Here is a 15,811-nt window from a genome sequence, read left to right as displayed (position 1 = left end):
ATTTTATCGGTTCTGAGAAATATTTAGTACCTTTGCCCAAAAATTTGAACTATGAGTTACAATGTATGAAACACAGTTTGTTTATATTATTCTTTATAGGCTTGTTGAGTTGTTCTAATAGAAAGAATAATGAGCAGAGGATTCAAAAAACGCCTCCTCAAGAGAGTTTTACTCAGCCTAAAAATACAGATGAACAACAGGAGGTGCTTACTATGAAACCTTACAAAACCTTAGAGGATGATATCCTGATGCTTAAAAATGTGGCTTTCTGCAAGTGCTTAGGACAAGAACACACACGTATAGGAAAGCAAAACCCTCATGCCTATACATGGATACCAGATGGCACTTTAGGAGGATATGTACAGTGTAGTAATTTAGATTTGGAGTGGATTGTTGCAAATCCTACCCTCGATAGGCTCGTAAGCCAATGGTTAGACAAGCCTTATTACAATATGTATCAAAGAAATGCGCCACAAAAAGCATATCCTACTTATATGAAGTGCTTGGATTTCTACAATAGTGAGGGACTAAAGGAGTATTTGGATTCGGCCAGCAAAGAGCTAAAAGAGCGATATGCAGACAATCAGCAGTATATAGCTCCTGATACAAAAACAGCGCCTGCTCCTTATTACAAGAAACCTCTCTTACAGAAAAAACATAAAACAGTAGAAGACAAATGGTTGCTGCTTAAAAATATAGCCTTTTGTGATTGCATGGAGTATGAAGCAGAACAAATCAGCCAGCAAGCACCTGACCAATATCATTTGGCTTTTGATAATAGCATAGCCGCTTATAGTAGTGCTTTGGATAGTAGTCTTACAAAAGAAATTCCAGCACTGACTGGGCTTGTAGAGAAGTGGCATCAAAAACCATATAAAGCTAAACCCTTAGAAGGAGATACAGCAAAAACCTATCTTATTATCATGAAGTGTATAGACTTCTATAATAGTAAAACTCTTGAAAAATATATAGACTCTCTTAAACAATTGACAACTAACAACTAACGACTATGTTGCGTTTTCTTATTGCATTTTTTTCTTTTTCTCTATTGTATGCCCAGCAGAAGGCAGCCCCACAAAGGGAATTCCCCAAGGATTATTTTGGTTCACCCTTGGATATTCCGCTTTCTTATGCAGGGAATTTCTGCGAATTGCGCCCCAACCACTTTCATGGAGGCTTAGATATCAAAACCGATGGTAAGGAAGGGCTCAAGGTATATGCTGCTGCAGAGGGCTTTGTTTCTTGTATTAAGGTGAGTACCTATGGCTATGGCAAGGTGATGTATATAGACCACCCCAATGGCTATACCACTGTATATGCACACTTGCAGAAGTTTGCCCCTGAGATAGAGAAATTTGTCAAGGAACGCCAATATCTGTTGGAAAAATACGATGTGGAAATAGAGTTCAAGCCTACTGATTTTCCTGTCAAAAAAGGGGATTGGGTAGCCCTTAGTGGGAATACTGGCGGCAGCGCAGGCCCTCACCTGCACTATGAAATACGTGATACACAAACCACCAATGCCTATAACCCTTTGCTCTTTGGTTATCCCTCCGAGGACGATATAGCTCCCTTGGTATATAAGCTCGTGGCCTACCCCATAGGGGAGGAGTCCGCTATTGAGGGTATACAGGAGGAGCGCAATGTACTCTTGGGCAAGGATAAGAATACGGATGAATACCTCACTTCCAAGATTACTGCCCAAGGGCGTATAGGCTTGGGCGTATATACCTTGGACAAGATGACGGGCACGCGCAACTCCTATGGGGTGTATAAGATCTCCCTATGGGTCAATGGCAGTGAGAAACTCTCTTATACCTTTGATGAACTTGTTAAGGGTGAAGATCCTTATCTGAATACGCTTATTGACTTCCCTCTTTATGTGAAAACAGGAACGAGGGTACAGCGCTTATATAGAGAACCTCAAAATAAGCTCTCTATCTACACAACTCCACAGGAAAGTGATGGAATTATCCAAGTGGAGGACGGTATGACTTACCTTGTAGAGGTTAAGATAGAGGACTTCAATAAGAATATCACCACTCTCAACCTTACCATAGACGGTAAAAAAGAACCTATCACAGGATTAAGACCTGAAAGCAAAGGTACACCTCTTGTTGCCAAGCGTGATAATATGTATAAAACGGAAAATATGACCGTATATATCCCCGAAGATACCTTTTTCCAAGATACTTTTATTGAGGTAAAACAAAAAGGGGATACTCTTTCGGTTGTGGCTCCTACCCAACCTCTCAAAAATCAATACAATGTCGTATTTGACGCTTCCAAATATACCGAAGCACAACTCCCTTATGTGTGTGTTGCCTCTGTAAAGGGTAAAAATTCTAAGAAATATTACCAATACACCTATCATAAGGACAATATTGTTTCGGCAAAGGTGAAGACTTTAGGGCGTTTTGTGTTGGCAACTGATACAAAAGCACCTGTGATAAAGCCACTAAACTTTTCTAAGGTAAAGAATAATATTGCTAAGCTCGACAAACTCAAGGTGAACGTTACTGATGATTTCAGTGGTATAGGCAAATTCTCCGCTACAATCAATGGCAAATGGGTACTTATGGAGTACGAGCATAAGGATAAGACACTCACATTCACCCTAGCCGACCGCTATTTCACCTCCGACGAGGACTATACCTTTGAACTTACCGTTTCCGACAAAGTGGGCAACGAAAGTGTACTTACCATTCCTTTGGTATATAAACCATAATTTAGTGACTAATGACAAGTGACTAATTTCTATTTGCTGGTGTTTGTTTGGTAGTTCGTGTCTATGTCTTATAAAAAACTGTAAAAATCTGAGGATAGTTTTTTGTTATCTCGAACTTACGTTAATAAAATGCTTTGAGTTTTTGCTTTTGATGTAAATTAAAAATAAAAAATTAGAAGTTATTAGGTTTGTTTAGGGAAAAATCGTAAATTAGCGTCTTGATAATCTTCTTTTGAGATGAAAGCAATCTTACGCTGTTTATTTCTACTGATAGGAATACAAATAGCTCAGGCACAGGACAATCTGCAAGCGATATATGCACACTTTGCCCCCTCTTCCGTAGTATGGTCTCTTACACTTCCTCATACAAAGGAGGCGCTTCCTATCCATTGGCAAGAACGCCAAGGGAAATTCAACAACAAAGGGTATCGTTCCTTTGTAGGCTACTATTAGGAGACCTTTGTAGGTACCCTTTCCCTTAGTGAGCAAACGCTCTTTGGGGAAATCCTCTACGGAGGGAAGGACTATGTATTGACCGTTTCTGATAAAGGAGTTCTAGAACTCACCCAAGAGCGGAAAACACGTTGTGGGGCAACAACTATTCAGAAGAAAAATGCTCCTAAAGCCAACCGTGGCGTGGGTTTTCGTAATATGTTTCCCGAAAGTGATGAGGACAAAAATGACCCTCCTATCACCCAGCCCAAGCCATATAACTTGCTTTACCCCAATAGCTTAATTCATACCGATGGAGTATGGCGTGAGTATCGTTTGGCTATGCCTGTGGATTATAGCTATTACGTTATGAAGAAACCTTTCAATAGGGATAAGGCTAAGATAAGGGCTTTTTGGTATGCTACTGAGACTTTTCTTAATGAACTCTATGGCAACGATATAGGGGTTCATTTTGAACTGATAGATGATGATCAACTGATCTTTACTTCCCCAGAAGAAGCACTTTTCCCTAATATACAGGGAGGAAATGAAGTGGTTAATAATGGTACTATTGTCTTTAACAAAAAATACGACCCTAAGAAATATGATTTGGCGGTTATTCTAACCAACTTTAGGGAGCGTTACAATGGTTTAGCAGCGGTATATGCAGCCTATCAGGAGCACCAGAAAGCGTGCGCTGCCGCTCGTCCCGTTGGCCCCTCTACCATAGCACATGAGATAGGACACATGTTTGGTGCCGACCATACTTTCTCCAACGGAGGACAATATTCTGAAAAGACAGAAACCGATAGTGGACAGTCTATCATGAGCTATGGCCATGAGTACCCCCGCGATTTCTTCTCTCTCATTAGTGTTCAGATTATTCGTGCTTTCTTAGGCAATTCCATGGCGTACTATGCCGATAAAGCCTATACCCAAGAAAAGGGAAAGAGGGTAGAGGGTACCGGAAGTAACCTAGTATACGGGGTTAAGACACAAAATAGGCCACCTTCCTTGGAGCGGGCACGCCTTAAGCAGGAATATGTAATACCTCAAGACACCTACTTCCAGTTCTACCTCACAGCTACTGATCCCGAAGGGGATGCGCTTACCTATATGGCACATCCTGCTGATAGGCGCTTTCATTCTTCCCGATCCAATGCGCAGTTTCTCACTTATAAAGGCTCAGCAAACAATCATATCCGTTTCCAAGAGGAATGGTTGGAGGTGGAACGTAATACCTTTGCCGTGGCCAAGGGTACAGTCTCCTATCATCCTGGTACATTTACTTTTTGGTTGGGTGTGGCTGACCATAATAAGGACAATCCTCATCATGTTCCCCAATATGATGTAGTGGAAACCAAAGTCAAGATAGTAAAAGGGAAACCCTTTGAGATACAAGGGTTTGATAATGGAGCCAAGTACAAGCCCAATAAGGTGTATCATGCAGGCGATCGCCTTACGCTTCATTGGCAGGTGGATACAGATATTTTTTTTCCAGAGAGCAAAGTGCGTATTCTCCTCTCTGATGATTCAGGGAAGACCTATAAGTATGTCCTTGTAGGGGAAGCCCCCAATAATGGTAGTTGTGAGATAACGCTTCCCAATGTATCCATTGGTACCACTCATGGGTATTTTGGTAATCCCAAAGGGCAGGGAGTCATCAAGGTAGAAGTAATCGATGGTTTAGCTTATGCCCTTTCTACAAAATCTCCTTATAAGGACGGAGGGTTTATCCTAGAGAAAGACAATCAGTCGCCAGCCCCCCTACAATTTGTCGCAGCTTCCTTGCCTAAGGATGTTTCAGTAGGAACAGAGACAGATGTTCCTGCGGTGCAGTTACCTACTGCCACAGGCGGCTGTACAACCCCTGTGGTAAGCTACCAAGATCACCGCAATACGACTGGCTATGCGCCCAATACAGCGATAGAACGTACTTTCAGGGCGGAGGATAGTTGTGGTAACTATATCACTCATACCCAATTGATACTCATTGGGGAGAACAAGATAAGTTTCCCTACTTCTAAGCCTGAAGGGGGAGAAACACCTGCGCCCAAGCCCCAACCCAAGCCTAAGACAGAACCTTTGGCCTTTGTGAGTGGTTCACTCCCTTCACAGCAGCTTACGGTTTCTTGTAGGGAGGCTGTTCCTGCTCCTGCCACTCTAGCCCTACAAGGGGGGTGTGGAGTCATTACTGAAACTATGCAACAGCAGCCAGTAGCAACAACTGAGGCTTGTTATGCTATCAAGCGAACTTATATCTTTACAGATGAGTGCCAGGCCGATCTTACTTTTGAACAGATAATTATGATTAAGGACGAACAGCCTCCAGTCTTTGTGGAACCTTTGCCTAAAGACTTAACCATAGAGGAGGGAACACCTATACCACTACAGGCGAACCTTACGGCTACCGATAATTGTCAAGGGGTAAGAGTAACTACTTATCAGCAACAACAACTTAAAGGAGGAAGGCTCGCTAAGGTGATTTACCAATGGGTGGCTGAGGATAATTGTAATAATAGAACCACTCATACACAGGTTATTACCATTACCCCCAGAGCACCTCTTAGTTTTTTGACAGCAAACCTTCCCAAGGATATAGAATTATCTTGTACGGAGACACTTCCCGAAGCAATAATATTGCCTACTGAAGGGGGATGCCCTCCTATAACCCTCACTTATGAGGATATAAAACAACCTGGTTCTTGCCCTCACTCCTATGCTATTATGCGTATATATACGGCAACAGATCGTTGTGGTGTAGCCATACACTATACGCAATTGATAAAGGTGGTGGATAATACTCCTCCTGTCTTTGTAGGTACGCTTCCACAAGATAGGAGTATAGAGGAAGGCAGCCCTCTGCCTGATGAGCAAACCCTTACCGCAACCGATGATTGTGGCGAGGCAACCGTTGTGTTCCAAAAAACAGAAGTAGCAGGCACTCCTACCAAAGTGTTATACCAATGGATAGCCACTGATGCCTGTGGTAACAAGACAACCCATACCCAGACCATCACTCTAGTCCCTAAACCCAAACCCGATCCAGCGCCAACTCCGGAACCTGATCCTAAACCAGCACCAACTCCGGAACCCAAACCTGAGCCAGTGCCTACTCCGGAACCCAAACCTGAGCCAGCACCGACTCCGGAACCCAAACCTAAGCCAGTGCCTAGCCTTGATCCACAACCTATTCCTGATAGAGTAGAAGAAATCAAACAGATAGAGGTATATAATGGTGTATCTACTGAAAACTACTTTAGAGTAGAGAATACAGACCCTAATACGCCTATTGAGGTGGTGATCTTCAATGAAATGGGACTTATTGTATATAAAAGTACTCATTACCAAGACCAAGGAGATCTATTTACAGGTTATGCTAATGTAAAAGGGGTCGTTGCTAGCGGACAGCGTCTTTCTTCAGGTACTTATTTCTATATACTTTCCTATACCCATAGTGGAAGGCAGGAAACAAAAAAAGGATTCCTCTATTTAAGGTAAAGGAGAAAAGGTAAAAAGTAAAACTAACCATAGGATGGACAGTTGCGTAAGCACCTAAAGATAATGACCAATGACAAATAGTTTATTCGTCATTGGTCATTAATCACTTGTTATTGATCTTTATTATTTGTCACTTGTCATTAAGTTAAAGCTACGCTTAACAAAGGCGGTTAGTGCTTCTCCCTTGAGCAAACCTTGAGATAGGCGCGCTAAGTCAAAGGATTGACTGATAAGTGCCTTACGAGCAGCCTCATCAGTAGTGGAGAGGATTTGACTGGCTAAGGGGCTATTGGTATTCACTACCAAATTGTACATCTCTGGGAAGCCTCCGAAGCCCATACCCCCGCCTACGACTTGCATCTCTTTCATACGACGTATGAATTCGGGTTGGGTGATACGGAAAGGAGTTGCTTCGCTATCCAAGGCTTCTGGTTGTACCGTATAGGCGGTATTCTCTATAGCAGTGGTTACAAAGTCCTTGAGCTTTTCGGTTTCCTCCTCAGAAAGTTTGGAGATTTGTGTATCCTCTTTCTTGATGAGGTTCTCTATGGAATCTGCATCTACACGGGCGAAGGAGATTTTCTCTTGAGTAGTCTCCAATTTCTGAATTAGGTGAGATACCAGTGGAGAGTCCAAGAGGAGTACCTCATAACCTTTAGCCTCTGCTTCCGCGATGTAGCTGTGTTGGGCTTCCTTGTTGTTGGCATAGAGGATGATAGTTTGCTCGTCCTTATTGGTTTGTAATGGTTTTATCTTTTCTAAAAGCTCTTCGAAGGTATAGTATTTGTCATTTACAGTAGGGTATAGCGCAAATTTCTGAGCCTTCTCAAAGAATTTTTCTTCGGAGAGCATACCATATTCTATCACGATTTTGATATCGTTCCATTTCTTTTCGAAATCTTCGCGATTTTCCTTGAAAAGAGATTGCAGTTTATCGGCTACCTTACGAGTTACATAGCTAGAGATTTTCTTTACATTTCCATCGGATTGGAGGTAGGAACGAGATACATTTAGTGGAATATCAGGGGAGTCTATCACCCCACGTAAGAGGGTCAAGAACTCAGGGACAATACCTTCCACATTGTCAGTTACAAAGACTTGGTTTTGATAAAGTTGGATTCTATCCTTTTGCAACTGCATGTCATTGCTTAGCTTAGGGAAATAGAGTATCCCTGTAAGGTGGAAAGGATAATCTACATTCAGATGGATGCTGAACATAGGATCTTCGTACTGCGTAGGGTAGAGTTCATGGTAGAAGGCCTTGTAATCCTCATCGGTAAGCTCTGAAGGCTGTTTAGTCCAAGCGGGATTAGGGTTGTTGATGATATTATCTACCTCCTTATATTCTGTTTTGTAGTCCTCAGGAGCGTTTTCAGGGCGGGGGAGGGCTTCCTTGCGCATGCCTAGCTTGATAGGAATAGGCATGAACTTGTTATATTTTATAAGAAGTTGGCGTATTTTGCTCTCTTCCAAGAACTCAGTGGAGTCTTCAGCTATATGCAGGATGATTTCGGTACCATGTCCTTCTTTCTGGATAGGTTCTATACTGTAAGCTGGAGAACCATCGCACTCCCAACGTACGGCTTGCGCTCCTTCTTGGTAAGAGCGGGTCAAGATTTCTACCTTATCAGCTACCATAAAAGCCGAATAGAAACCTAAACCAAAATGCCCAATGATCCCTGTATCTTTGGCAGAGTCTTTGTATTTGTTAAGGAACTCTTCTGCTCCAGAGAAAGCGATTTGGTTGATATATTTTTCGACCTCTTCCTCGGTCATTCCAATACCTTGGTCTATGATATGTATCTTTTTCCCTTCCTTATCCACCTTTACCTCAATAAGGGGATTGCCATAAGGTACTTTAGCTTCACCAATTTGGCAGAGGTGTTTGAGCTTAAGAGTGGCATCGGTGGCGTTGGAGATCAGCTCACGGAGGAAAATCTCATGGTCACTATATAGAAATTTTTTGATAAGTGGAAAGATATTTTCCACAGAAACATTTATTTGTCCTTTCATAGATGTTCGTTTTTTTTCTTTCCTTCTTAGCAAAGATAATGCCGTACTCATGAGGCTGACAAAATGGCAGGAATAGTTTTGGATTTTAAGTTTTGAATTTTGGGTTAATAATTTTTTTCACTATTTACTATTTATTTTTTACTTAAAAAATCGTAACTTTGCAATATGTAATAAATCGCAAGAAATGAAAAATAGCAGTACCGCCCTATGTTACAAAATAGGGTATTACATCAGTCTTTTTGGAGTGGCAACTATTCTACTTTGGATAGGTGTATTCAAGTTTACACACACTGAAACAGAGGGAATTAAGCCTTTGGTAGAACATAGCTTCCTGCTCTCATGGCTTTATAAAATTTTAAGTTTGCAAGGAGTTTCCAACTTCATAGGCGTAATAGAGATAGCCATAGCAGTAGCACTGATAATAGGGATATTCTCTCCGATAGTACGTAAATTAGCCTTTGTAGGTTGTATGATTACTTTTCTTATTACTTTGAGTTTTCTTTTTACTTCTGCTAAAACCTATTACTATATAGAAGGAGTTCCTGTTACCGATTTCTTTATCTTAAAAGATATTCCTATGTTAGGCTTTGGAATGATAAGTATGAACAAACCTAAGTAGTTTTTGAATAATAACTAAAAAATGAGATTTTTTATTTGTGTTTTATTATTAGGGATTGCTCGGCTAAGTGCACAACCAACTATTGCCAATACGCAAACCCTAAGAGTTTATCGCTTAGCAATCAATATACCCTATAATACGTATAGCAGTTGGCTTTTTGAAAAGGATACCGAGAAGGTAAAACAGTTTTGGCAAGAAACAGAACACTTTCTTAACCAAATGTATATGCGAGATATTGGGGTACGTTTTGAGTTGGTAAAGGATGAACGACTCATTATAACTGATCCTGAGAAAGAAGTCTTTAGGCGCCAACACAATGCCAGCTATATTATAGGACTGGCTACAGAGGCGATCAATAACCTTATAGGTAGTGAGAACTATGATATAGGTATCTGTGTAACCTATTTTACAAATAATAGGAAAAGCATGGTACTGCGAGGACTTTCCCATATTGGAGGTGTATATCACAATGAGCATAAGGGGGCCGCAGTAGCAGTACCTACCAAAGAGGTGATTGCTCATGAAATAGGGCACCTATTTGGAGCACGTCATACTTTTAGTGGAATGAATTTTGACTATGCGAGTGAAAAAACGGAATACGACAAAGGCCAATCAGTCATGAGTTCGGGTAACCCAAGGGATTTCTTTTCTCTCTCCAGTATTGAGTTGATTCGTCGATACCTCAGTGAGCAGGCGGGACATCGTACCAAAGATATTTCCTTTGCTTCCGCCCCGCCTCGTATAGATAAGGCTCAAATAAAACCGCGCTATACCCTTCCGAAGGACACCTATTTCTCTTTTGCCATACCTGCTACTGACCCCGATAGCCAGCAACTTTATTATATGGCAGAGCAACATGATGTACGCTTAGGCGAGGAGACTTCCGTAGCACAATATACCATTCCCCAACCTACTACCATACCTTCGGTAGCCTTTAAGCGACAGTACCATAAGCACACAGGTAGTGAGGTAGCCAATAGTTGGATTCATCAGCAGCAAACGAGTACTTTTACCTTTTGGTTAGGCGTAAGTGATGCCCAGCCGCATAGTGGCACGGATTATATTACCCAATACGATTTGGCAGAAACCCAAGTAGCTGTCACAGAAGGAACACCTTTTAAAATGACAACCTCTACTGCTAATAAGACTTATAGGGGAGGTAGCAAACTTACCCTTACTTGGTCGGTGGACAAACCTATTTTTGAAGGGACTAAGGTGCGTATCTTGCTCTCCGATGACCATGGACAGACCTATCCTTATCTTCTAGCTGATGAAGTGGAGAATACAGGTAGTTATGAGGTTACCCTGCCTAATATTCCTATAGGAAAGAAGTCCTATGGTACTTCAGGGCTTGAGGTAGGTGCAGGAGTGATTAAGATAGAGGTGATAGACCATATAGCCTTTGCCGTTACCGATGAGAACCCTAAAGTAGGAGGTGGATTTATCCTCGAAAAAGAGGACGACTTGCCACTTGCCTTTGTGACTCCTTTACCTCAGGATATAACCATAGAGGAGGGGCAGCCCCTTCCTACTCAAGCTACACTTAGAGCGGTAGGTCCTTGTAGTATTCCTACAGTAACCCCTTCAGTAACGGAGGAAAGAAATGAGGGCAAACTCACAAAAATCACTTATCAATGGCTTGCTACTGACTCTTGTGGCAATCAGGCTATCCATACTCAAGTGATTACTATCAATCCTAAAAAACAAGAACCCGCACCAACACCCGAGCCATCACCTAAACCTGCACCGACTCCCGAGCCAACGCCTAACCCTGCGCCAGTTCCCGAGCCAGCACCCAAACCTGCGCCGACTCCCGAGCCAGCACCTAAACCTGTACCGACTCCTAAACCCGCACCGACACCCGAGCCAGCACCCAAACCTGCGCCGACACCCGAGCCATCGCCCAAACCTGCACCGACTCCAGAGCCAACGCCCAAGCCAGCACCAACCCCTGAGCCAACGCCCAAGCCCGCACCAACCCCTGAGCCAACGCCCAAGCCCGCACCAACTCCTAAACCTGCACCGACTCCCGAGCCAACGCCTAACCCCGCACCGACTCCCGAGCCAACGCCTAACCCCGCACCGACTCCTGAGCCAACGCCTAACCCCGTACCGACTCCCAAGCCAGCACCCAAGCCAGCACCGACACCCGAGCCAACGCCTAAACCTGTACCGACTCCCGAGCCAGCACCCAACCCTGCACCGACTCCCGAGCCATCACCTAAACCTGCGCCGACACCTGATTCTCAAGAAATTATAATATATAATGCGGTTTCTATAGAAAGTGGAGGTGAAAACTATTTTAAAGTAGAAAATACCGATCCCAATACACCTATAAAGGTGATTATTTTTAACGAAATGGGCTTGATAGTTTATGAAAATGCGGATTATCAACAAAATGGAGACATATTCCGAGGCTATGCCAATGTAAAAGGTGTTATCACCAGCGGTCAGAGCCTCCCCTCAGGTACTTATTTCTATATACTTTCCTATACTCATAACGGAAAACAGGAGACAAGAAAGGGATACCTTTACCTAAAATAAAAGATAAAAGGTAAAAAGTAAAGCAAAACGAATACATGGGGCTTGGGTATGTGAGTAAAAGGTAAAAAGTAAAGCCAAGCGAATACTTAGAGCTTGAGTATATGGGTAAAAAGTAAAGTGATTTATATCTCTGAACATTCATTATTGATAACGCAAATCAATAGTAGAAAAACAATTTGTATAGTCCAATTCATCAAGACGCAATAAATTGCTTCTTAGATAGTTAGCTAATAATGTTTTAACTATTGATTTACATTGATAATTCATTATTAACAAAAATATTTGTTGTGAAAACAGTTCATAGTTTTAGTTTTTGGTTGCTTATAGGGTATTGTTTTTCAGCGCTCTATGGTCAAGAGAAAACGAGTGCTGTCATAGCACATTTCTCCAAAGCCACTCATTTGCAGTGGGCAGTACCCACCCCTCAGGGAAGTCTTCCTTTGGAGTGGGTGGAACGACACAATACACTTTCCTCTGAGGGGTATCGCAGTTTTGTAGCCTATCATGAAGGGGTGTTTTCTGGTAGTATCTCTATGAATGACACTACTTTATCGGGAGAGGTATGGCAGAACGGACATACTTATTCCCTCTCAGATGACAAGGGGCAGCTTAAGGTAAGCCCACAAGAGTTGCATACCTCCTGTGAGGCTTGTGCCAATGGAGCAACCTCTCAGCGGGCAATGCTGCCTATGCGTCTGGCTCCTGGTACTATCTTGGCGGAAGAATCGCTTCCTTCTGAGGACAAACGAGTACTGTATAATGTGCATGTACTGAGGACTTTCCGTTTGGCCATGCTGATAGATTATAGCTTTTACAAAGGGCACTGTCGGGGACGTATGGAACTGGTCAAGGCCTTTATGACCGATGTACAAACTAAACTTAATGAGGTATGTGGACGGGAGTTGGGTTACCAATTTGAATTAGTAGATGATGCACGCCTCATCCGAGATACTAAGGAAAAAGAAGTCTATCCCGATAAGCCGCTGGTACGTACCGTTGTAAATACGGCTACAGATGCGTTTAATAAACTTATAGGAGAGGAGAATTACGATGCAGGTATTGTCTTTTCTGTATATAAGGACAATCGAGGATTGGCACATCTGGGAGAGATTACAGGTAAGCTCAAGGGAGGTTGTGTGGCCAATGAGGAGTTTTATATCATTCTCCATGAACTTGGACACCTATTGGGTTCCGCACATACCTTTACCATAGGAGGAGCTACTGCCTCTTCCTTTACCGAACCCGATAGGGGTAACTCTATTATGAGTTATATCAATGACCCTTATGGCACTTATTTTTCCTTGCCTTCTATCTATACCATTCATAATCGTACCAATCTGCATGATGCCTATTATGCCGATAAGGCACGTACCCAGCTCGTGGGTCTTCCTCAGCCCAATATCCCTTATGGGGAACCCTCTGATAACAAGGCACCGATGATTGACCGTAGCAAACTCAAAAAAAGCTATACCTTGCCTCCTAATACTTATTTCCAATTTACCATAGAAGCGAGTGATCCCGATGGAGACCCCTTATTTTATATGGCGCATCAGGCTGATTTTAAAGTGTTTGGTAAGGCACGTTTCCCTTCTGACCGTCCTACTACGAATAATAAAATTGCTTTCTATCGTCCATATACTAAGGATAAAAGTACAAATGAATGGAAAGAAGTTCCTTACAAATTCACTAATGAATACGAAACAGGGGACTTTACTTTTTGGTTAGGGGTATGTGATGGTTCCATAGGAGCTTATAAAGCGGGCAAGCCTCATACGCCTCTCTATGATGTGTATCAGACCAAAGTACAAATAACAGAAGGAACGCCTTTTAGGATTACAAGTATTATAGGAGAAAGCAGATCAGTTAGATATAAGCGAGGAGAGAATGTTACCCTGCACTGGAATGTAGATAAGAAGCTATTTGCTCCCGATAGTAAGGTACGTATTCTTTTCTCAGATAACGAGGGAAAGACCTATGACTATGTCTTAGCAGAAGGAGTCCCCAATAGTGGCCAGGCAACCGTGATTTTCCCTCAAGCAAAAGCAAAGGGCAAGTATGCTGGTTTTGTGGGAGGTACCTTCAAGATAGAAGTACTGGATCATATAGCTTATGCAGTCTATCCAGATAAGCCCTATACGCTGGATATGTTGAGTTCGAGTATCATCTTCTATAATTTGCCTAAACCTATCATTACCGTAAAAAGGACGGAAATACCTGAAAGAGCAGAGGTAACAGCCAAATCTGATCATGGTGAATGTAGGAACAAAAAAGCAGAGGTTTCTTTTTCAGAAGAAACACATCCCGACTATATACTGCGCCGTTGGGTAGCTACCGATAAATGTAAAAACAAAGCTACTTTTGTCCAATATATCTATTTTGAAAAGGAAATACCTACCAAGACCCTACATTTTGTAGGAGATCTTCCCCAAGATATACATGTACAATGCCGAGGGGAGATTCCTCCTAAAGCTACGTTGCAAGCAGAAGGCAGTGATTCAGTTGAGATAGAATACGAGGAAGAAATGACCGAAGGCGATAAAGAAGCCTACAAGCTCACCCGAGTATGGACGGCTTATGCGACTGATGCCCCCGCTATCCGTCATGTTCAGCAAATTTTCTTGAAAGACACCCAGCGTCCCGAATTTTCATCCTATCCCCCCAACCTAACCGTAAAGGATGAGAGTGAAATACCTTTCAAACCTACCCTTACAGCTACAGATAATTGTGATTCTCGAGTAGATGTTTCCTCAAGTTCTGAACCTATCTATGACAAACAAGGTAAAAAGATAGGAGAACGCAATGTATGGTTTGCTGAAGATGCTGCTCATAATGAAAATCGTTATGAACAGATTATTACCATTGACCCCAAAGCAGACGAGAAACCAACGCCAACACCCGAGCCAAAGCCAGTGCCTACACCGGAACCTAAGCCAGCACCCACACCGGAGCCAAAGCCAGTGCCAACACCGGAACCCAAGCCAGCGCCTACTCCGGAACCTAAGCCAGCACCTACTCCGGAACCCAAGCCAGCGCCAACACCCGAGCCTACTCCAGAGCCAAAGCCAGTGCCTACACCGGAACCTAAGCCAGTGCCTACACCGGAACCTAAGCCAGCACCCACACCGGAACCCAAGCCAGCGCCCACACCGGAACCCAAGCCAGCGCCTACTCCGGAACCCAAGCCAACGCCTACTCCGGAACCCAAGCCAGCACCCACACCCGAGCCTAAGCCAGCGCCTACTCCGGAACCCAAGCCAGCGCCTACTCCGGAACCCAAGCCAATGCCGACTCCGGAACCCAAGCCAGCGCCTACTCCGGAACCAAAGCCAGCACCTACTCCGGAACCAAAGCCAGCGCCTACACCGGAACCAAAGCCAGCACCCACACCGGAACCTAAGCCAGCGCCGACTCCGGAACCCAAGCCAGCGCCCACACCTGAGCCCAAGCCAGCGCCCATACCGGAACCCAAGCCAGCACCCACACCCGAGCCAAAGCCAGCGCCTACACCGGAACCCAAGCCAACGCCTACTCCGGAGCCAAAGCCAGCGCCTACACCGGAACCCAAGCCAGCGCCCACACCTGAGCCAAAGCCAGTGCCAACACCCGAGCCTACCCCAGATGCTGTGCCACAATTAGAGGTAGTGGTATATAATGGTGTTTCTGTAGAGGGGGGAGGTGAAAACTATTTTAAAGTAGAAAATACGGATCCTAATACTCCTATAGAGTTGCTTATCTTTAACGAAATGGGCTTAGTAGTCTATGAGAGTGCTCATTATCAGAACAATGGAGAGCTATTCCTAGGCTATGCTAATGTAAGTGGTGTAGTGGGAAGAGGTCAACGTCTTCCTTCAGGAACTTATTTCTATATAATGAACTATACCCAACATGGAGAAAAACAACTAAAGAAAGGATTCCTTTACCTAAAATAAAAAGTAAAAGGTAAAAAGTAAAAGCACCTATTAGGTCTTTACTTT

Annotated in this window: 6 protein-coding genes and 1 pseudogene; 6 read left to right on the top strand and 1 reads right to left on the bottom strand. The window is 43.3% G+C overall.

Features of this window, described 5'->3' with window-relative positions; genetic code table 11:
* The first annotated feature begins 65 nt into the window (after positions 1 to 65).
* The 3 genes and pseudogenes from Q0625_RS02050 (at position 66) to Q0625_RS02035 (ending at position 6,661) form a co-directional block, all read left to right on the top strand.
* Positions 66 to 1,004, top strand: a complete 939-nt coding sequence (locus Q0625_RS02050; RefSeq protein WP_298823233.1) for a hypothetical protein — start codon at positions 66 to 68, stop codon at positions 1,002 to 1,004.
* 5 nt (positions 1,005 to 1,009) lie between these two features.
* The gene (locus tag Q0625_RS02045) at positions 1,010 to 2,728 is read left to right on the top strand and encodes a M23 family metallopeptidase (protein WP_298823232.1); all 1,719 of its coding nucleotides are present in this window, start codon (positions 1,010 to 1,012) and stop codon (positions 2,726 to 2,728) included.
* Positions 2,729 to 2,965: 237 nt separating this feature from the next.
* Positions 2,966 to 6,661: pseudogene (locus tag Q0625_RS02035) on the top strand (reprolysin-like metallopeptidase).
* 123 nt (positions 6,662 to 6,784) lie between these two features.
* Here the strand turns inward: Q0625_RS02035 and htpG are convergent.
* Positions 6,785 to 8,674 (bottom strand): molecular chaperone HtpG, encoded by a 1,890-nt coding sequence (gene htpG, locus Q0625_RS02030; protein ID WP_298823229.1) that lies wholly within the window; start codon positions 8,672 to 8,674, stop codon positions 6,785 to 6,787.
* A 184-nt stretch (positions 8,675 to 8,858) separates the two neighbouring features.
* Between htpG and Q0625_RS02025 the strand changes: the two genes are divergently transcribed.
* The 3 genes from Q0625_RS02025 to Q0625_RS02015 all read left to right on the top strand — a co-directional run bounded on the left by Q0625_RS02025 (position 8,859) and on the right by Q0625_RS02015 (position 15,766).
* Entirely contained in the window at positions 8,859 to 9,293 is a 435-nt protein-coding gene (locus Q0625_RS02025) for a DUF417 family protein (RefSeq protein WP_298823228.1), read from the top strand.
* Between the two features lie 21 nt (positions 9,294 to 9,314).
* Positions 9,315 to 11,837, top strand: a complete 2,523-nt coding sequence (locus Q0625_RS02020; protein ID WP_298823227.1) for a reprolysin-like metallopeptidase — start codon at positions 9,315 to 9,317, stop codon at positions 11,835 to 11,837.
* 287 nt (positions 11,838 to 12,124) lie between these two features.
* A complete protein-coding gene (locus Q0625_RS02015; RefSeq protein WP_298823226.1) occupies positions 12,125 to 15,766 on the top strand; it encodes a reprolysin-like metallopeptidase in 3,642 nt (1,213 codons plus the stop codon).
* Positions 15,767 to 15,811: the final 45 nt, after the last annotated feature.

It is taken from the genome of uncultured Capnocytophaga sp. (assembly GCF_938029845.1).
Lineage (GTDB): Bacteria > Bacteroidota > Bacteroidia > Flavobacteriales > Flavobacteriaceae > Capnocytophaga.
The sequence above is the reverse complement of the archived record's forward strand: the minus strand, read 5'-3'. Positions and strand labels throughout refer to the sequence as shown.